The 19,641-nt window shown below is 73.3% G+C and carries 13 protein-coding genes and 2 pseudogenes; 10 read left to right on the forward strand and 5 right to left on the reverse strand.

The window, feature by feature from the left end; translation table 11 throughout:
- Positions 1 to 8: 8 nt before the first annotated feature.
- The 3 genes and pseudogenes from AC0HI0_RS15060 (at position 9) to AC0HI0_RS15070 (ending at position 2,986) form a co-directional block, all read left to right on the forward strand.
- Positions 9 to 1,292, forward strand: a complete 1,284-nt coding sequence (locus AC0HI0_RS15060; RefSeq protein ID WP_480932973.1) for a condensation domain-containing protein — start codon at positions 9 to 11, stop codon at positions 1,290 to 1,292.
- Positions 1,289 to 2,317: pseudogene (locus AC0HI0_RS15065) on the forward strand (AMP-binding protein); the annotation flags it as partial. The gene AC0HI0_RS15060 and the pseudogene AC0HI0_RS15065, both read left to right, overlap by 4 nt.
- Before the next feature lie 171 nt (positions 2,318 to 2,488).
- Positions 2,489 to 2,986, forward strand: a complete 498-nt coding sequence (locus AC0HI0_RS15070) for a phosphopantetheine-binding protein (RefSeq protein WP_480934304.1) — start codon at positions 2,489 to 2,491, stop codon at positions 2,984 to 2,986.
- Between the two features lie 16 nt (positions 2,987 to 3,002).
- Here AC0HI0_RS15070 and AC0HI0_RS15075 read toward each other — a convergent pair whose 3' ends face one another.
- The gene (locus tag AC0HI0_RS15075; RefSeq protein WP_480932974.1) at positions 3,003 to 3,809 is read right to left on the reverse strand and encodes an NmrA family NAD(P)-binding protein; all 807 of its coding nucleotides are present in this window, start codon (positions 3,807 to 3,809) and stop codon (positions 3,003 to 3,005) included.
- 67 nt (positions 3,810 to 3,876) lie between these two features.
- On the reverse strand, positions 3,877 to 5,034 hold the full coding sequence (locus AC0HI0_RS15080; protein WP_480932975.1) for an MFS transporter: 1,158 nt from the start codon (positions 5,032 to 5,034) through the stop codon (positions 3,877 to 3,879).
- Between the two features lie 183 nt (positions 5,035 to 5,217).
- Between AC0HI0_RS15080 and AC0HI0_RS15085 the strand changes: the two genes are divergently transcribed.
- The gene (locus tag AC0HI0_RS15085; protein WP_480932976.1) at positions 5,218 to 7,845 is read left to right on the forward strand and encodes a helix-turn-helix transcriptional regulator; all 2,628 of its coding nucleotides are present in this window, start codon (positions 5,218 to 5,220) and stop codon (positions 7,843 to 7,845) included.
- 238 nt (positions 7,846 to 8,083) lie between these two features.
- Here AC0HI0_RS15085 and AC0HI0_RS15090 read toward each other — a convergent pair whose 3' ends face one another.
- On the reverse strand, positions 8,084 to 8,857 hold the full coding sequence (locus AC0HI0_RS15090; protein ID WP_480932977.1) for an MBL fold metallo-hydrolase: 774 nt from the start codon (positions 8,855 to 8,857) through the stop codon (positions 8,084 to 8,086).
- Between the two features lie 51 nt (positions 8,858 to 8,908).
- On the opposite strand from AC0HI0_RS15090, the gene AC0HI0_RS15095 reads away from it, so the two are divergent.
- The 4 genes from AC0HI0_RS15095 to AC0HI0_RS15110 all read left to right on the forward strand — a co-directional run bounded on the left by AC0HI0_RS15095 (position 8,909) and on the right by AC0HI0_RS15110 (position 14,923).
- Complete coding sequence (locus AC0HI0_RS15095; RefSeq protein WP_480932978.1) at positions 8,909 to 9,541, forward strand: CGNR zinc finger domain-containing protein; 633 nt, start codon at positions 8,909 to 8,911, stop codon at positions 9,539 to 9,541.
- Between the two features lie 94 nt (positions 9,542 to 9,635).
- Entirely contained in the window at positions 9,636 to 12,287 is a 2,652-nt protein-coding gene (locus tag AC0HI0_RS15100; protein ID WP_480932979.1) for an nSTAND1 domain-containing NTPase, read from the forward strand.
- Positions 12,288 to 12,343: 56 nt separating this feature from the next.
- Positions 12,344 to 14,347 (forward strand): hypothetical protein, encoded by a 2,004-nt coding sequence (locus AC0HI0_RS15105; protein ID WP_480932980.1) that lies wholly within the window; start codon positions 12,344 to 12,346, stop codon positions 14,345 to 14,347.
- A gap of 294 nt (positions 14,348 to 14,641) precedes the next feature.
- The gene (locus AC0HI0_RS15110) at positions 14,642 to 14,923 is read left to right on the forward strand and encodes a hypothetical protein (RefSeq protein WP_480932981.1); all 282 of its coding nucleotides are present in this window, start codon (positions 14,642 to 14,644) and stop codon (positions 14,921 to 14,923) included.
- A gap of 84 nt (positions 14,924 to 15,007) precedes the next feature.
- Here the strand turns inward: AC0HI0_RS15110 and AC0HI0_RS15115 are convergent, their stop codons facing one another.
- Positions 15,008 to 15,580, reverse strand: coding sequence for a peptidase inhibitor family I36 protein (locus AC0HI0_RS15115; protein ID WP_480932982.1), 573 nt, complete (start codon positions 15,578 to 15,580; stop codon positions 15,008 to 15,010).
- Positions 15,581 to 15,951: 371 nt separating this feature from the next.
- Here AC0HI0_RS15115 and AC0HI0_RS15120 point away from each other — a divergent pair, with 371 nt between their 5' ends.
- Positions 15,952 to 17,007 carry an amidohydrolase family protein gene (locus AC0HI0_RS15120; protein WP_480932983.1) on the forward strand — a complete coding sequence of 352 codons (1,056 nt, stop codon included), beginning with the start codon at positions 15,952 to 15,954 and terminating at the stop codon, positions 17,005 to 17,007.
- Positions 17,008 to 17,175: 168 nt separating this feature from the next.
- Positions 17,176 to 18,081, forward strand: a pseudogene (locus AC0HI0_RS15125) (IS630 family transposase); the annotation flags it as partial.
- Positions 18,082 to 18,140: 59 nt separating this feature from the next.
- Here the strand turns inward: AC0HI0_RS15125 and AC0HI0_RS15130 are convergent.
- Positions 18,141 to 19,616 carry an APC family permease gene (locus tag AC0HI0_RS15130; RefSeq protein ID WP_480932984.1) on the reverse strand — a complete coding sequence of 492 codons (1,476 nt, stop codon included), beginning with the start codon at positions 19,614 to 19,616 and terminating at the stop codon, positions 18,141 to 18,143.
- Positions 19,617 to 19,641: the final 25 nt, after the last annotated feature.

The following is a 19,641-nucleotide window of genomic DNA, read 5'->3' on the forward strand; positions in this document are numbered from 1 at the left end:
GGGATCACGTGCCGAACGAGGCTGTCCGGAGCACCGAACGGATCGCGCCGCTGTCCCCGGCCCAGCACGGCATCTGGTTCACCGAACAATTCACCGGGCCGTCCAGCCTCTATCACATCACGTTCGCGCACCGGCTGCGCGGACCACTGGCCGCCGACCGGCTCGACGGCGCGTTGTCGGCATTGACCCGACGGCATGAAACTTTGCGCACCCGGATCGGTCCGATCGCCGACGAACCGCGACAGCGCGTGTTGTCCGCAGCCCCCATATCCCCCGATCGGGTTGATTTGGCGGGACATTCGGACCCGGCCGCAGCGGCGGACCGCGCAATCGCCGCGCACCTGGAGCGGCCATTCCGGCTGGACACCGAAGATCCGTTCCGGGTGCTGCTGATCCGATTGGCACCCGATGATCACATCTTTTCCGCCGCGCTGCACCACCTGTGCGCGGACGGCCTGTCGCTGCCGGTGTTCTGCGCCGACCTGGCCGCTTTCTACCGGGGCGACGAACCGCCCGCGCTGCCGCTGGGCTACCTCGACGTGGTCGAACAGCGGCTCACCCGACCACCGGACCCCGCCGCCCTGGACCGCTGGCGGCAGCGGCTGCGCGGCGCGCCCCCGCTGGACCTGCCGACCGACCGGCCCCGCCCCCGCATCCGGTCGGCCGAGGGCGGGCGCGTGCCGATGACCGTCGAACCCGGACTCGTGGCACAGGCCCGCGACTACGCGCGGCGGCACGGCGCGACCCTGTTCATGGTGCTGCTGGCCAACTTCTTCGCCGTGCTGGCACAGCGCGGCGGGCAGCAGGACCTCTCCGTGGGCGTGCCGCTGTCCGGTCGGGAGAGCCCGGACGAAGAGTCGATGATCGGACTGTTCACCAACACCGTGGTGATGCGCGTGGACCTCTCCGGCGCGCCCGGGTTCCCGGAGCTGCTGCGCCGCGTGCGCTCGGTCGCGTTCGACGCCTACGACGACGGCGACGTGCCGTTCCAGGACGTGGTGACGGCGGTGGCCCCACCACGCGACCTGTCGCGCACCCCGCTGTTCCAGGCGGTGTTCACCGTGCAGGACTTCGCCGAGGACGACCTGCGGCTCCCCGGAGTCGACGCGACACCGCTCCCGCTGCCCGGCCGCACGAGCGAGTTCGAGCTGGAGCTGGAGCTGGCCTGGGACGGCGCCGGGCTGACCGGGTTCGCCCAGTACGCCGCCGACCTGTTCGACCACGCCACGATCGAAGCGCTGGCCGGCGAGTACCTGACGGCCCTGCGCACCCACCTGGAGGACGCCCGGTGAGCATCACCGCCGAACTCGCCCGCGTCGCCGCCGCCACCCCCGACGCCCTCGCCCTGGTCGACCGCGACCGCGAGCTGACCTTCCGCGGCCTGGTGTCCGAACTCGACCGGATCGCGGGCGGCCTGGGTCCGCTGCCGCGCGGCGCGCGGGTGGCCGTGCTGGCCGAACGCCACTGGACCACCGTCGCCGGCGCGCTGGGCGTCCTGCACGCGGGCGGCGCGTACCTGCCGCTGTCCCCGGCGGACCCGCCGAGCCGACTTCGTTCGGCCGTAGCGGCGGCCGGCGCGACCGCCGTGCTCGGCCGCGCGGCGTCCCTGGCGGCGCTGCCGGACCTGGGCGTGCCCGCCCTGCCGTTCGAAGACCTGTCCGGCACGGGCGGCGCGACGACCGGACCGCAGGACCTGGCGTACCTGATGTACACCTCCGGGTCCACCGGTGCCCCGAAGGGCGTCCTGGTGCCCCACCGCGCGGTGCTGGCCGCCGGGACGTCACTACGGGCCCGCTACGGGATCGTCCCGTCCGACCGCGTGCTGAACCTGACGTCGCTCATCTGGGACACCAGCGGCGAAGAGATCTACCCGACCCTGTTCGGCGGTGCCGCCGTGGTCACCGACGAGCGGACCGCGCAGGCGTCCATCGACACCCTGTTCGCGGTCGTGGCCGAGCGCCGGGTCACCGTGATCAACCTGGCGACCGCGCTGTGGAACGAGATGGCCGACCACGTCCTCACCACCGGCACGACCCCGCCGCCGTGCCTGCGGCTGGTGGTGATCGGCGGCGAGGAGGCGCGTGCCCGCACCGTGCGGCAGTGGTGCGAACGCGTCGACGCGGAGCTGATCAACGCCTACGGCCAGACCGAGACCGTCATGGTCACGCACGCCGCGGACATCGGCGGTGCCGTGGGCCGGGCCCTGCACGACGACGACGTGGTCCCGATCGGCCACTCCTTGCCGCACATCGAGGAAGTGCTGACGCCGCGGGACAACGACACCGCCGAACTCCGCATCGGCGGCCCCACCGTCGCCTGGGGCTACCACGACCGCCCGGACCTGACCGCCGACCGGTTCGTGCCGAGCCCGCGCGGACGCCTGTACCGGACCGGCGACCTGGTGCGGACCGGTCCCGGCGGGCTGACCTTCGTCGGCCGGGTCGACCGGCAGGTGAAGATCCGGGGCGTGCGCGTGGAACCCGCCGAGGTGGAACGGGCCATGATGCGCTGCCCCGGCGTGGCGGCGGTGGCGGTCTTCGCGGTCGGCGACGAGCACCCGAACCTGATCGGCGTCTACGTCCCCTCCGAGACCACCCCGGCCGCACCCGACGAGGTGATCGCGCACCTGCGCGCCCACCTGCCCCCTGCCCTGCTCCCCCACCGCGTGGCGCGGCGCGCCGCCCTCCCCCTGACCGCGACCGGCAAGGTGGACCGGTCCGCGCTGCACGACCTCTACCGCCCGGACACCGTCGCCGCGCGCGACGACGACGGCACGACCGTCGACCTGGTCACCGCCGCCTACCAGGAAGTCCTGGGCGCGCCGACGGACCCGGACTCGTCCTACTTCGAGCTGGGCGGCGACTCGCTGCTGGCCGTCCGCCTGATCTCCCGCCTGCACCAGCGGACCGCCACCCGCATCACCGTCCGCGACGTCTTCGAGCACCCGACGCCGCGCCTGCTGGCCAAGCGCCTGGAGTCCGGCTGACCGGGCGGCGGTCGGCTCAGAAGCGGTCGGCGTGCTCGGCCACCCACTGCGCGAACGTGCGGGCCGGGCGGCCGGTCACCCGCTCGACGGTGTCCACCACGCGGCTCGCCTCGGCGGGCGGGTCGGCGTGCCAGCCCACGACGTACTCGGCGTCCTGGAGGGAGACCCCGTCGTCCAGCAGGCGCTTGACCGCCTGCTCGTGGGTCAGCTCGACGAACGCGATGTCCCGGCGGAGGGCTTCGGCGAGGATCGCGATCCGCTCCCGCGTGGTGAACGTCTCCGGCCCGGTGAGGTTGTACGCCTGGCCCGAATGCCCGTCCTCCAGCAGCGCGGTGACCGCGACCGCGCCGATGTCGGCCTCGTGCACCACCGCGGCGGGCAGGTCGTAGGGCTCGCGGACCACGCCCTCGGCGCGGATCGAGTCGACCCACGTCAGCGCGTTGGACATGAACTCCTGCGGCTCCAGCCGAGTCCACTGCACCCCGGACTCGGCCATGGCCTGTTCGACGGGCCCCACGTACCCGCCCCACACGACGGTCATCCGGCGCACCCCCGCGTCGACGGCGCGTTCGACCAGTTCGGCGCCGACGTCGGCGAGCCCGGCCGTCACGGTGATGTGCAGCCGGGTGACGCCGTCGAGCGCGTCGGCCAAGGTCGCGGGCGCGGTGTGCGTGCCCTCGACCAGTTCCACGCCCGCGGGAAGTCTCGAACGGGCGGAGGCGGGGTCGCGGGTGAGGGCGCGCACGCGCTCACCTCGGCGCAGGAGTCCGGAAACAACGTGGCGGCCGGTGTTCCCGGTGGCCCCCGTTACCAAGACGGTCATCTTCGATTTCCCTTCGTCCAGGCCATGGTGGACTCTCGACTGGAGTGGAGGTCAAGGCGCGGAGTCCTCAGAGGAGCGCGGCGATCGCGGGGCCGAACGCGGCCCCCAGCAGGTAGGTGAGGTTGAACAGGCCCATCGCCGCCGGGCGGTGCGAGCGGGCGGCGTCGACGGCGCGGACGGCGTAGACGCCCTGGCCCGAGGCCGCCGCGAGGGACGCCGAAGCCTGCGCGACCAGCAGCACGGCCGGGGCGACGCTCGTGCCGGTGAGCACCAGCGCGATGGCGGCGAGCGCCGGGAACAACACCACCACCGCGCGGAACGGCGTCCTCGCCGTCACGGCGACCACCACGTAGGACACCAGTCCGCCGAACAGCAGCGGCCACAGGATGGCGAACCCGACTTCGCCGCTGGTCCAACCGGAATCCCCGGTCAGTCGCGGCGGGAGCACGTACATCAGCCCGAAGTTGACCACCGCCAGCGCGAACGCCAGTCCGGACGCGAGCAGGAACACCGGCGTCCGCAGCAGTGCGAGGGGCACGAACCCGTCCGGCCGCGACCGCAGGTTCGCGGCCAGCAGAACCACGATGACGACGACCGCGACGCCGGCGGGCAGCCAGGCGTGCGGCACGAACACCAGCGCGGTGACCAGCGCGGTCACCAGGACCGCGCCGACGGGGTCGAAACGCGCCGGCGCGAGCGGTGCCCCGGGGGCCGACCGCAGCACCGCCGGCACGGCGAGCAGGCTGAGCGCGGGCAGCGCCGGCGCGAACTGCCAGCCCAGCGCGTCGCCGACCAGGTCGCCGATCAGCGGCGACGCCGAGCCGACCACCGCGAGCGAGGACGTGACCAGGCCCATCGCCCGCGCCGAGCCGGCGAGGCTCATGGCGGTCGTGGTGAACCCGGCGGTGCCGAGCCCCTGCAACGCGCTGCCCGCGATCAGGACGGGCAGCCACGCGACCGTCGCCACCGCGACCGCGCCCGTCAGCACCAGCGCGGTGCAGGTGAGCAGCGCGGCCCGGACGCCCCGGTGGCTCTGCAACCCGGCGAGCAGCGGGGTGCCGACGGCGATGCCCCAGCCGAACGCCGTCACGATCCACGTCACCGCGGCGGTCCCGGTGCCGAGCGCGGCGGCCGCGTCCGGCAGGACCAGGGACGGCCCGGCGATGCCGAACGAGAGCGGACCGGCCAGCAGGGCCAGCCACGGCCCCGGGATCCGGGCGCTCACCGGGTGCCGCCCGTCGTCGTCAGGGGGTCCGGCGGGGTCGGGAGACCCGGGTCGAGCGGGAGGGGCAGCGCGTTCATGCCGTTCAGCGTGGTCCGGGCGGGCCCGCGCCGAATCGGTAGGGTTTCGGTACCGGGGTACTGGGATTCGGCCTACGTACCTCACTCACGGTCACGGGGGGCCGGCGTGTTGTACGGCAGGGCCGGCGAGCAGGCGGCGGTCGAGGCGCTGCTCGCGGCGGCCCGGGCCGGTCGCAGCGGCGCGCTGGTGCTGCGCGGGGAAGCGGGCATCGGGAAGTCCGCGCTGCTGAGGTGGGCGGCCGACGCCGCCACCGGGCTGCGGGTGCTGTGGGTGCGCGGGATCGAGGCCGAGGCCGATCTCGCGTTCGGCGGTCTGGTCCAGTTGCTGTGGCCGGTGCAGGACCGGCTCGCCGCGCTGCCCGGCCCGCAGGCGGAGGCGTTGCGCGCGGTGCTGGACCCGGGCCGCACCGGCGGGCAGGACCGGTTCGTGTCCGGGCTCGCCGTGCTCACGCTGCTCGCCGACGTCGCCGAGGACGGCCCGGTGCTGTGCCTGGTGGACGACGCGCACTGGCTCGACCGCGCGACCGCCGACGCGTTGCTGTTCGCGGCCCGGCGGCTGGCCGCGGAACGCGTCGCCGTGCTGTTCGGCGCGCGGGACACCGGTTTCGCCGCGCCGGACCTGCCGGAGCTGCGCCCGGCCCGGCTCGACGCGGCGGACGCCGCGCGCCTGCTCGCCGAGCGCGGGCCGGCACCGCCGTCCCCGGCGCAGGTGATCGCGGAGTCGGCGGGCAACCCGCTGGCGCTGCTCGAATTCGCCGCCGCCCAACAGGAGCACCACGTCGCCGCCGGGCCGCTGCCGGTGGCCGAGCGCGTGCTGGCCGGCTTCCGCGCGCAGATCGGCGCGCTGCCCGAGCGGACCCGGCTGATGATGCTGCTCGCCGCGGCCGAGGGACGCGGGCACCTGCCGACGCTGCTCGGTGCCGCCGACCTCCTCGGCGTGGGCCTGGCCGACCTGGCGCAGGCCGAGACGGCGCGACTGCTCGACGTCGTCGGGACGACGATCACCTTCCGGCACCCGCTGATCGGCACGGCCGCCTACCAGGGTGCCGTGCTCGCGCGCCGGGTCGAGGTCCACCAGGCGCTCGCCGCGTCCACTTCGGACGCCGACTGCCGGGTCCGGCACCTCGCCGCGGCCACCACCGCCCCCGACGAGCGGGTCGCCGCCGAGATCGTGCGCTCGGCCGAACGCGCACGGGCGCGCACGGCGTTCGCCGCGTCCGCCGGGCTGTACCGGCAGGCCGCGCAGCTCACCGTCGACGACGGCGTGCGGGCCGGGCGGTTGGCGGAGGCGGCGGCGCTGGCGTCGGCCGCCGGGAACCTGCGGCAGGCCGCCGACCTGGCCCGGCAGGCGCAGCCGCTGACCGGGGACGCCAAGGCGCGCGCGGGCCTGGCGCAGGTGCGGGCGGCCGTGGAGTTCGAACTCGGGGACGGGCGCGAGGCCGCCCGCCTGCTCGTCGCGCACACCCGGTCCGCCGAACCGGCGCGGGCGGTGGAGATGGCGCGCACCGCGGCGCGGTACGCCTGGTTCTGCGGCGACCGGGCGACGGTGCACGACGCGAACGACGCGCTGGCCGGCGGCGATCCGCTGGTGCGGGGCCTGGCCGCGCTGGTGGACGACGATTTCGCGACCGGGTTGCCGCTGCTGGCCGAGTACGTCGCGCGGGCGCCGGGTTCCGACCCCGGCCGGACCTACTGCGCGATGATCCTCGGCGACGACGCGACGACCAGGGAACTCGCGTCCGCCGAGGTGGCGCGCTGCCGGCGGGAGGGGCTGATCGGCGTGCTGCCGCAGGTGCTCCAGGACCTCGCGGGCGCGCAGGTCTCGGCCGGGCTGCACCGGGACGCGGCCGCGTCGGTGGCCGAAGCGGTGCGGATCTCCCGGGACACCGGGTCGCACCGGCGGCTCCCCCGGCTCAACGCGGTGCTCGCCCGGACGGCGGCGATCGAGGGCGACGAGCGGCGGTGCCGGGAGCTGACCGAGGTGCCGCCCGACGCCGGCGGTGTGGCGAGCACGGCCGCCCTCGCCCTGCTCGATCTCGGCCTGGGCCGGTACGAGTCCACTGTGGACCGACTGGGAGCCGTGCTGCGCGGCCCGCTCGGGTACACCACGGCGGCGATCGTGGCGGTGCCCGACCAGCTCGAAGCCGCCGTGCGACTGGGCGATCCGGGCCGGGCCGAACCCGCCTTCCGCCGGTTCGCGGCGTGGGCGCGGGCAGGCGGGCTGCCCTGGGCCAAGGCGGTCGTGGCGCGCTGCCTCGCCGTGCTGGAGAACGACGAGGCGCAGTTCCTGCACGCCCTGGAGTTGCACTCGACCGGTGAACGGCCTTTCGAACGGGCGCGCACGGAACTGCTCTACGGCGAGTGGCTACGCCGAGCCAAGCGCCGCAGCGACGCGCGGGTTCCGCTGCGCTCGGCGGCGGAGATCTTCTCGCGGCTGCACGCGAAGCCGTGGAGCGATCGCGCCCGGGCCGAACTCGACGCCACCGGCGACTCCGGCCCGACCGCCGCCCCCACCGCCGACGACCCGCTGGATCGCCTCACCCCGCAGGAACTCCAGGTGATCCGGTTGGCGGCGGAGGGCGGCACGAGCCGGGAGATCGCCGCACAGCTGTTCCTCAGCCCGCGCACGGTCGAGCACCACCTGTACCGGGCGTACCCGAAGCTCGGCGTGCGGTCACGGCGCGAGCTGTCCCGGTTGGACCTCGACCAGCCGTCCTGCCCCGGGAGGTTGTGAAGGGTCCGACATCGGCCTGGCCGCCGACACCTTCGCCGCCGGAGCTGCCCGGAGGGGCAGCAGGCGGCGCCGACACTCGACCCGTGGGCTCTGCTCGCGCCGTAGGGCGGCCAACCACCCGCCGGCCGCGTCCCCAACCTCACCGGGCAGTACAGCCAGCGGCCGTCCGCGTGCCCGGCGCACGACCACCGGGAGCGGGTGGCGGCCCGGGGGTGCCGCCACCCGCGCTCCCGTCGGCTCATCCCTCCAGGTCGAGGCGGTCGGCCAGGCCGGCGGCGGTGAACGCCGCCACCAGCTCCTCGCGCCCTTCGGAGAAGTGGCTCCAGCTGTTGTAGTGCACCGGGACGACGCGGCGCGCGCCGAGGATCCGGGTGGCCTCGGCGGCCGACGCGCTGTCCAGGACGAGCGGCGCGTTGTCGAACACGACCGGGATGCGCGGCGCGCCGGCGAACAGGATCGCCGTGTCGACCGAGGGGAAGCGCTCGGCGACCTGCCCAACCACGTCGAGCGAGGCGTTGTCCCCGCTGACGTAGACCGTGGGCAGGTCGGGTGCGGTCAGGACGAAGCCGACGACCTGGCCGGTGACGGGCTCGACCTCCTCGCGGGTGCCGGGACCGTGCACGGCGGGCGCCGCCGTGACGGTGACGGTGCCGCCGTCGGGCCGGGTCAGCTCGACGGTCTCCCAGTCCGCCAGGCCCTTCGCGCCCTCGCCCAGCCGCTGCCCGCCGCCGGGGGTGGTCAAGGTGAGCGGGACGTCGGCGAGCAGGGCGCGGCCGGCGTTGTCGAGGTTGTCCGGGTGCTCGTCGTGGGACAGCAGGACGACGTCGACGCGGCCCAGTTCGGCCGGGGTGGCCGAGGCGGGTGCGGTCTTGGCCAGCTCCCGGCCGGTGCCCTGCCCGTAGGTGCCGGGCCCGTCGAAGGTCGGGTCGGTGAGGAAGGTCAGGCCGCCGTAGGTGAACAGGGCGGTCGGGCCGCCGAACACGCGGACGGGGAACTGCTCGGTGGTCGTCACGGGTCTCGATCTCCTCACGGATGGATGGTTTCTATCCGTGAGGAGACGCTAGTGTTTCTCACGGATGAGCGCAAGCTCTACCATGAGCACATGCACGAGGACGTCGAAGCCGCACCCCCACCCGCGCCGGGCGCGGAGCAGTACGCGGCGCTGGACTTCGCCAACAGCGCGCCGGCGCTGCCCGGCGGCCGGTTCACCGACCTGCTCGGCGCGCCCGCGTCCGCCGACCGGTGGCTGGCCGACCACGACCTCGCGCCCGAGCACGCGGGCCTCGCCGAGATGTGCACCTCCCAGCTGCGCGCGCTGCGCGAACAGGTCCGCTCGCTGTTCGCCGCGCGGGTCGCCGGCGTGCCCGCCCTGCCCACGGCGGTCGCCGCCGTCAACGACGCGCTCACCCGCGTCCCGACCGCCGCGCTGCTCCTGTGGGACGAGAAGACCGGCCCGCACCGCGCGTCGCCGCACCCGGTCAACCAGATCCTCGACCACGCGCTGGCCGCGCTGGCGGCCAACGCGGCAGACCTGCTCACCGGCCCGGACGCCGAGCGCCTGACCGCGTGCGGCTCCCCGCCCTGCAACCGCTTCCTGCTGCGCCACGGCCGCCGCCACTGGTGCTCGACCCGCTGCGGCGACCGCGCACGGGCGGCCCGCGCCTACGCCCGCCGCTCCCGCCCGGCGGAGGACTAGGCACGACCGCGACCCCGGACCCCTCGGGCCGTGGCGGCTACGTTGGCCGAGGCTCGACGACGATCGTCGCAACGACAACGGCCGGGGGGTTGTGGTGCCGAGAGCCGAGCGTCCGCTGGACGCCGAGGGGTCCGCGCTGACCGAGTTCGCGGGCGGTCTGCGGCGGCTGCGGGAACGGGCGGGCGGCCCGTCCTACCGCGAACTGGCCGGGCGGGCGCACTTCTCGGCGTCGTCGCTCGCGGAGGCCGCCGGCGGCCGCAAGCTGCCGACGCTGGAGGTGGCGCTGGCCTACGTGCGCGCGTGCGGCGGCGACCCGGACGAGTGGGAGGCCCGGTGGCGGGGCGTGGCGGCGGAGGTCGTCGGGACGGCCCGGCACGCCGCGCCCTACGTCGGGCTGGCGGCCTTCGGCGAGGGCGACGCCGCCCGGTTCTTCGGCCGGGACGCCCTGGTCGCCGACCTGTGCTCGCTGGTGGCCACACGGCGGGCCGTGGTGGTCATCGGGCCGTCCGGGTCCGGGAAGTCGTCGCTGCTGCACGCGGGGCTCGTGCACGCGCGCGGGACGCGGCCGACCGTCGTGATCACGCCCGGCCACCGCCCGTTGCCCCGGCTGGCCGCGATCACCGGGCAGCCCGGCGAACTGGTGGTCGTCGACCAGTTCGAGGAGCTGTTCACCCTCTGCCAGGACCAGGACGAGCGCGCCCGGTTCGTGGCGGCGCTGCTGGAGCACCACGTCGTGATCGGGGTGCGCGCGGACTTCTACGGCCACTGCGCCCAACACCCGGAACTGGTGGCCGTGCTGCGCGACGGCCAGTTACCGGTCGGTCCGCTGACCGCCGACGAACTGCGCGTGGTGATCACCGGACCGGCCGCCGCCGCCGGGTACCGGCTGGACAACCAGTTGGTGCCCGCCGTCGTCGCGGACGCCGTCGGCAGGCCCGGCGTGCTCCCGCTGCTCTCGCACGCCCTGCTGGAGACCTGGCGGCGTCGGCGCGGAACCCTGCTCACCCTCGCCGGCTACCGGCAGGCGGGCGGCATCGCCGACGCGATCGCGCGCACCGCCGAGGCCGCCTACGACACGCTCCCGCCCGAGCGGCGGCAGCTCACCCGCGACGTGTTCGTCCGGCTGGTCGCGCTCGGCGACGGCACCGAGGACACCAAGCGCCGGCTCAACCGCGGCGAACTCGACCCGGACACCGCGCCCGTGCTGGAACACCTGGCCCGCGCGCGGCTGGTCACGCTCGACCGGACCGGCGTGGAGATCACCCACGAAGCGCTCGTGCGCTGCTGGCCGCGCATGCGGGACTGGCTGGCCGACGACCGCGACGGGCTGCGCCGGCACCGGGAGCTGACCGACGCGACCGACGCCTGGGAGGCGCACGACCTCGACCCCGGCTCGCTCTACCGGGGCACCCGGCTCGCGCTGGCCCGTGAACTGCCCCGGCTCACCGCCCGCGAACGCGCGTTCGTGGACGCCGGGGTGGCCCTCGAACTCGCCGAGCAGACCACCGTGCGACGCCGGACCAGGCGCATGCGGTACCTGGTCGCCACGCTGGTGGCGCTGCTGGTCGTCAGCACGGTCGCGACCGCTTACGCGGTGCGGGCGCACAGTGCGGTGACCGCGCAGCGCAACGTCGCGCTGTCGCAGAAGGTCGCCGCGGAAGCCGTCGGGCTGCGCACCGCGAACCCGGCCTTGGCCGCGCAGCTGAGCTTGAGCGCCTACCGCCTGGCACCCACCCCCGAAGCCCGTGACGGGCTGCTGAGCACGCTCGCGACCACCGTGGCGGGACACCGCGACTACGTCAACGCGGTGCTGTTCACCCCGGACGGCAAACACCTCGTGACCGGCGGCAAGGACCGGACCGTGCGGGTGTGGGGATCGGCGGGCGAGCCCGGCACCGTGCTGGAAACCGGCCACGACGGCACCGTCTTCTCCGTCGCCCTCGACCGGGCCGGGACCCGCGTGGCCACCGGCAGCGGCGACCGGACCGTCCAGCTGTGGGACCTGCCGTCCGGCACGAAGCTCGCCACGCTGCGCGGGCACACCGACGCGGTGTGGTCGGTGGCGTTCAGCCCGGACGGCCGCACCGTCGCGTCCGGCAGCTGGGACCACACCGTCCGGCTGTGGGACGCGGCGACCGGCGCGGAGATGGCCGTGCTGGGCGGGTTCGCCCTCAACGTCAAACCCGTCGCGTTCAGCCCGGACGGCCGGCTGCTGGCTGCGGGCAGCGACGACCGGACCGTGCGCGTGTGGGACGTGAGCCGGCCGGGGCAGCCCGTCGAGGTGGCCGTCCTGTCCGGGCACGGCGACTTCGTGACGACGACCGCGTTCAGCCCTGACGGGCAACTGTTGGCCACCGGCGGCGACGACCGCACCGTGCGGCTGTGGAACGTGCGGGACTTCCAGCCCGCCACCGTGCTGACCGGTCACGACGACGTGGTCCTGTCGGTGGCGTTCAGCCCCGACGGCCGCACCCTCGCCTCTACCGCAACCGATCGCACGGTGCGCCTGTGGGACGTGGACAGCCGTACCGAACGCGCGGTGCTGACCGGTCACGTGGGCGCGGTGACCTCGGTGGCGTTCGCCCCGGACGGGACCATGGCCACCGGCAGCACCGACCGGACCGCGCACATCTGGGACCTCGACGTCGCCGACGCGGCGACCCTCGCCTGCCGGGCCACGCCCCGGATCACCGCCACCGAGTGGGACAAGCACCTCCAGGGCATCGATTTCCAGCCGCCCTGCTAACGCCGGGGCGCGGTCGCGCGACCTGACCATCAGTCGCTGCTGCCGCGGAGGTCGACATGAGGCGCTTGCTCGCCGTTGTGCTGGTCGCGTTGGTGTGGTCGGGTCTGTTACCGGCCATCGCTTCGGCGGGTCCCGGGTGGCGGTGGGACGCCACCCACTCGCCGCAGTGCCTGTCCGTGACGGAGGTCGGCGAACTGACGTTCACGTTCTCCTGGCAGCTCGACGCGGACGTGGCGTGCCGGGGCGGTGGCCGTCGGCTGGAGTGGTTCTCGTTCGGCTTCACCTCCACCGACTCGAACGCCCCGTGGAACGAAACCCGTTCCCTGGCACGGGAGACCTCGTACACGGTGACCTTTCCGGCGCACGGCGACTACGCGGTGCACGTGTGGGCCGAGGACGAGGCCGCCACGTTCTTCAACTGGGTGGACGGCACCCTCACCACCCAGGACAGCGGCCTGCCCGACGCCACCCCCGAGGTCACCGTGACCGGCACTTCGGTGCGGCTCAGGGCGTCGAACCCGGTCAACGGCGCGTCGCAGTTCAACTGGAGCGTGCAGCCGGAGGGCGGCGCGCCGGTGGCGCAACCGTCCGGTGCCGACGTGACCCTGACGCTCCCGCCGGGCCACTACACCGCGTCCCTGTCGGTCTGCCGCCTCGCCTCGCCGTCGCCGTTGTGCCGGGTGGAGGCCCGTGTCCGCGCCTTCTCGGTGACCGCCGACCTCGCTTTCGACGTGACCCGGGTCGACCCGCTGACCCGGAAGTTCACCGTGCGCATCCCCTGGAACTCCGACTACACCTGGACCGTGGACGGCACCCCGATCGGTACCACCTCCGAGGTCACCTGGACCGCGCCGCGAGCCGGCAACTACCAGGTGGCGGTCGGCGCGGACGGCCTGGTGGCGGACCGCACCGTGTCCATCGGCTTCGGCATCCACACCGACGACACCGCGGCCAACGACCTGATCCGCGGCGAAGCCACCGACGCCGCCTGCGACCCCGTCGACACCGTGCTGAAGGTCGAGTCCCGGATCGACGTGTGGGCCTCGCTGACGACCTCGGCGTCCGAAAGCCTGGTGGACCGGCCGCAACCGGGCCTGATCGCCACGGTCGGCCTGCTGCCGCCGAAGGCCGTGGCGACGTGGGCGGGCGGCTGCTTCGACGCCGTGCCGCAGAGCTTCCAGGTCCGCGTGGACATCGCGGACGACCGCGCGCTGACCGCGACGGCGTTGAGCGGCTTCCTCAAGACGATCACCACCGGCACCATCGACGTCGACGCCCTGGGCAAGGCCGTGGCCGCCTGGGACAACGCCTCCCGGTGGCCCCTGCCGGAATCGCGCGCGGCGGTGGCCGAGCTGACCAAGGTGCTGCGCGGCAACGGCGACCTGCCCCGCGCGACGGGCCACATCTGGAAAGCCCTGACCACCGAACCGGAAGCCACCCGGCTCCGCGCACTGGTGACCGACACGGGCGCGGCCATCCCGAAGATCGGCGACCTGGTCCAGCTGGCCGCGGCCGTGGCCGAGACGTGGCAGGGCACCGTCGACAACCCCTACGAACTGGGCGACCGCGTGTCCGTCGTGGCGCTGGGCAACGCCAAGTCCCGTGTGGAACGCCAACACGCCAAGGCTCAGGACGGCGTCGCGGCCGCCACCGACACCGTGGACAAGCGCAGAGCGCGGATCTCCGCGGTCAACGGCCAGATCACGTCCCACGACGTCGACCTCCAGGCAACCCAGGCCAAGAAGATCGCGCTGACCTGCAACGTGGAGATCCCGCTCTGCCGACAGCAGCACAACCGCCTCCAGACCAGGATCGACCAGATCCGGTCCGCCCTCGACAAGCTCCGCTCGACCACCCTGCCCGACGCCGAAACCCGCCTGAGCAAAGCCCTCAACGCCCTCACCGCCGCCCAGGACAACGTCGACGCGCTGGCCAAAGCGGTGCGCTGCTTCGACTACATCACGGGCTTCGCGGGCCAGCTCAAATCCCTCATCGACCTGAGCGCCCTGCTCTACAAGGGCCGACGGATCGGCGCATCCACGTTCTCCACCACCCGCTGACCGCCTACCGGCGTTCGGGCAGCCTGCCGACGCCCCGATCGCACAGCCCGTCGAACTCCGCACGGCGCGGACCGGTGGCCCGGTTCCGGAAGGGGATTCCGGTTTCGAAGCCGGCGCTGGACGACCAGCTCCGCGACGGGCCGTTCGACGTCTCGGCTCGGACCCACGACGTCGCAGTCACACGGTGGCGCACGTCCGCAGAGGCGGAGAAATCCGCCCCGACGTACCTGCCGGGTCGCCGTGCGATGTCCGGTCCGGGTGCAACCGGTGGCTGGGACCGCACGTCCAAGCCGCATGAACAGACAGGTGAAGCTGATCGTGGCCGCCGTCGTGCTCCTGGCCCTGCCGTTCGTGATCTTCCTGGGCAGCCGCAGCGTCGTGCGGGTCGACGGTGTGGTCGTGAAGGACGAGAGCATCAACTTCCTCGCGCCGATCGTGGCCGTGATCGCGCTCGGCATCGCCTGGAAGTTGGCTTTCCAGTGGGAAACCGAGGACGACCGGCAGACGAGGTGGAAGGTGGCCGCCGGGCTCATCGCGGTGGCTGCGGTCGTCCAAGGCGTGTTGGGGTTCGTGTAAGTCGGTCACGGCAGGACGGCGGGCAGACGCGCACCGCCGTCCTCGTCACCGGTTCTCCGCCCGGGTGCCGCCGAGGTACCGCGATCAGGGGCAGGCTTCCCAGTGGTGGACGAACCAGCGCGCGCCGACACCGGTGTCGTTGATCCGGGTCGGGTACTGGTTCGCGTTCAGGAAGTGCCCGGCCGAGTTGAACAGCACGGTCTGGCTGTAGTTGTTGTTGTGCAACGAGCCGACGCTGGCGTTGAACGGCGCGCTCAGCGTGACCGGGCCGCACTTCGAGCGGGCGAGCCGCACGCCTTCGTAGCCGGTGTCGTCCCACAGGCACGACGAGCCGGACGGGCAGTCCGGATCAGCTTGGGCGCGCACCGGTTCGGTCAACGCGCGGGCGGCCTTCTCGCCGGGCAAGGGCAGCGTCAGCACCATTCCGCCGTCCTGGTACTCGATCTGGTTGATCCCGATCTGCTTGCCGCCGTCGTAGTCGGCGAGGTGCCGGTCCACCTGCGACTGGAGCGTGGCCAGTTGTGCCTGGCTGTAGCTCGGCACCGGAACCTGCTCGCGCACGGCCACGGCCGGTGTCGCGGTGACGCTCGGACTCGTCCAGCCCACTCCCGCCGACACCATTGCCACGACGGCCGCGATCCGGGAAATCCTGCGCATGGGAGTACCTCCGAGAGTTCCTGGTGGATGTCGACTCCGGCGCGCGCCGCCGGACGCAGAATGCCGGCCCGCCGAACCGGCCCACAACCAGCGCCGACGTGCGCTTTCCACCGCACATCGGCAATCAACAGCGCCATTCCACGCCGGCCACGGGCAAAGATGGGTATTCCCGGCAGTCCCGTTCGCCGGTTCGGGCCAGGCTCGGTCCCACCGCGCGAACCACCCGGTCGGCCGCGCGGACGCCGGCGGCGACCGAGATCCACACCCCCCGATCGGGTAGCACCGATACCCAACCCCTGTTTCCAGCGATGCTATCCATGATAACGTCACGCCAGTAGCACTGGAAACATCGATACAGGGGGTTCGGCGACATGTCGGAGAAGCTGCGCATCATCGGAGTCGAGGAGCACGTGGTCCTCCCGGTCCTGCTCGACGCGTGGGCGAGGGCGGGCGTCCAGCCACACGGCTACGGCGCCGACCACCCGGTCACCCGACGCCTGGGCGAGGTCGGGGACAGCCGCCTCGCCGACATGGACGAGCAGGGCATCGACGTCGCCGTGCTGTCCCTGTCCACACCGGGCGTGCAGAACCTCCCGGCGGCCGAGGCGGTGGGCGTCGCCCGCGCGGCCAACGACGCCCTCGCCGAGATCGTCGCCGCCAACCCCTCGCGGTTCCAGGCGTTCGCGGCCATCCCGACGTCCGCGCCCGAAGCCGCCGCGGCGGAGTTGGAGCGCGCGGTCACCCGGCTCGGCCTGCGCGGCGCGATGCTCTACGGCCGCACCGGCGACAAACTCGCCGACGCACCGGAGTTCGACGACCTCTACGCAGCCGCCGAACAGCTGCGCGTCCCGCTGCACTTCCACCCGCAGGCCCCGGTCCAGGCCGTCCAGCGGGCCTACTACTCGGGGCTGCCCGAGGGCGTCGGTCCGGCGTTGGCGACCGCCGGGCTCGGCTGGTACTACGACCTCGGCGTGCAGTACCTGAGAATGATCTTCTCCGGGGTGTTCGACCGCCACCCCGGCCTGCAGGTGATCGCCGGCCACTGGGGCGAGGTGGTCCTGTTCTACCTCGACCACATCGGTGTCGTGCAGGGCGTGGCCGGGCTGCGCCGGCCGCCGGCCGACTACTTCCGGCAGAACTTCTGGGTCGCGGGCAGCGGCACCGTCAGCGAGCGGTACCTGCGGTGGACGGCCGAGGTCGTCGGAACCGACCGCATGCTCTACTCCACCGACTACCCCTACTCCTTCGGCACCCGGCCGGGCGGCTTCCCCCACCTGGACACCAGCGGCGGCGCGGCCCGCTCCTTCCTAGAACACGCGCCGTTCACCGAAGAGGAGAAGGCCGCCATCGGGTCCGGGAACTGGGAACGGCTGACCGGCCACCTCACGCCCCCACCACCCTCACCGACCACCCTGGCCCGCGCATGACCACCGCCCGCCGCATCCCGGCGCACCGCCCCGCACCCCACACGCCCGCCGGCCAGGCACCCGCCGGGACCGCACAGCCCGAACACCGGTTCCCAGTCTCCCGAGTCAGGAGTTCTGTTGACATGTGGGCTGGTTGGATGGCCGTGCGGGCGACCGAAGGCCGAGTTGATGTTGCGCGAGGAAGAGCGGGCAACTTTGGAGGGCTGGGTGCGGCGTGGGTAGACGCCGCAGGCGTGGGCGTTGCGGTGCCGGATCGTGTTGCCCTGTGCGGAAGGTGCGACGAACAAGGACGTGGTCGCACGGTGTCCGCCGAACAGGTGGTCGAGGTGGTGCGCCGAACGCTGGAGGAGCGCCGCGTCGACGCCACGCACTGGTCGACCCGGTCGATGGCCGGACATGCCGGGCGGTCGCAGTCGGCGGTGTCGCGGATCTGGCGGGCGTTGGGCCTGCAACCGCACCGCGCCGAGCCGTTCGCGTTGTCCGCCGATCCGTACTTCGTGGACAAGGTGCACGACGTGGTCGGCCTCTACCTCGACCCGCCGGAACGCGCCCTGGTGTTCCGCGTCGACGAGAAGTCGCGGATCCAGGCACCGGACCGGTCCCGGCCGGTGCTGCCGATTATTCCGGCGGTCCCCGAACGGCAGACCTCCGACCACGTCGGGCACGGCACCACGACCCTGTTCGCCGCGTTGGAAGTGGCCACCGGCAAAGTGATCTGCTCACTCGACCGTCGTCACCGCACGGAGGAGTTCAAGGCGTTTCTGTCCATACTGGACAAAGAGGTTCCGGCAGGGCCGGACGTGCACCTGGTCTGCGACAACCACGCCACCCACAAGACCCCGGCGGTCACACGCCGGCTGATCTCGCATCACCGGTTCCACCTGCACTTCACCGACCGGCTCGTCCTGGCTCAACCTGGTCGAACGCCGGTTCGCCGAGCTGATCACCAAGCGACTCCGACGAGGCGTCCGCACCTCGGTCGCGGCACCGGAGGCCGACATCCGCGACTGGATCGCCACCTGGAACAGCGATCCGAAGCCCTACGTCCGGATCCGGACCGCCGACCAGATCCTCGAACGCCTCGCCGGATGTCTGAACAGAATTCCCAACTCAGGAGACTGGTGTGGGCCCGGTCAGTCGCCGCTGCCGCTCGGCGAGCCGTCCGCCGGGGTCGGGTCGCGCTCCAGGTCGGTGCTCAGCGCCTGGTAGACCGACGGGCGGTAGCGGTGCAGCCACCAGGCCACCGCCAGGCCCGCCACCGCGACGAGCGGCAGCAGCCACGGCAACCGGGCGATGACGGGGTTGTCCGAACCCGCCAGCGTGGAGAAGTTCGCGATCGCCAGCGCCACGATGACGGCCAAGCCGAGCGCGCCCAGTCCGGGTGCGAGCACCGTGCGCACGAACCGGCCGTCGCCGACCCTGCGGAAGTGGACCACGATCGCCACCGCCGCGAGGAACTGGAGCACGAGGATGCCGAGCGTGCCGATCCCGGTCATGCTCGCGGTCAGCGCGGTCACCGGGTCGAGGCCGGCCAGCCGGAAGCCCAGCGCGACCAGCGAGGCGAACAGCAGCTGCACGACCGCCGCGCGCCGAGGCACGCCGGTGCCGGGGTGGGTGCGGCCCAACTGCCGGGGCAGCACGCCCACCCGCCCCAGCGCGTAGAGGTAGCGGGTGGCCGAGTTGTGCAGCGCCAGCAGCGCGGCGAACAGGCTGACGACCAGCAGCACGGTCATCACCTTGGTCAACGCCTCGCCCAGGTACTCCCGCGCCACGGAGAAGACCAGGTCCCCGGTCGAGAGGTGCGCGAGGGCGACGTCCTGGGCCTGCGCGACGCCGATCGCGCTGACCACGGCCCAGGTGGTGAACGCGGCGAAGATCCCGATGAACCCGATCGCGAGGTAGGTCGCCCTGGGGATCGTCCGGTGCGGGTCTTTCGCCTCCTCGCCGAACAGCGCCGTGGCCTCGAACCCGATGAACGCGTTCGCGGCGAACAACAGGGCCAGCCCGCCCGCGCCCTGCGCCACCACCGAGGGGTCGAACACCGACAGCGAGAAGCCGTGCCGGACCAGCACGCTGAAGTCCAGCAACAGCAGGATCGAGACCTCCAGGACGAGGCAGACCGCGAGCACCCGGGCGCTCACGCCGATGCCCCGCCGGCCGAGCAGGAACACCAGCAGCACCGACAGCGCGCTCCACACGATCCAGTCGAGGTCCGGCCCGAACACCTCCGCGATCCCGGTCGAGGTGAAGAACCCGCTGGTGCCGATCGCGCCGGCGACGAAGCAGTTGTAGCCCAGCATCGCGATGAACCCCGCGACCAGACCGAAGGCCCTGCCCAACCCGCGCACGACGAACGCGTAGAACCCACCGGCGTTGGTGAGGCTCTTCGACATCTGCGCGTAGCCCACGGCGAACAGCAACAACACGACCGTCGCCGCGATGAACGCCACGACCATGCCGCCGCCGTTGCCGAGCGCGATGCCGAGGGCCGCGATCACGACCATCCCGGTCAACGGTGCGACGGCGGCCAGCACGAGAAAGACGATGCCGGGCACTCCGAGCACGTTGCGGGCCAATGCCGTCTCGTCCCGAGACTCGCTGCGACTCATGGCTGGCGAGTATCCAACCGGCGAC

It is taken from the genome of Saccharothrix sp. NBAS 001 (assembly GCF_056640475.1).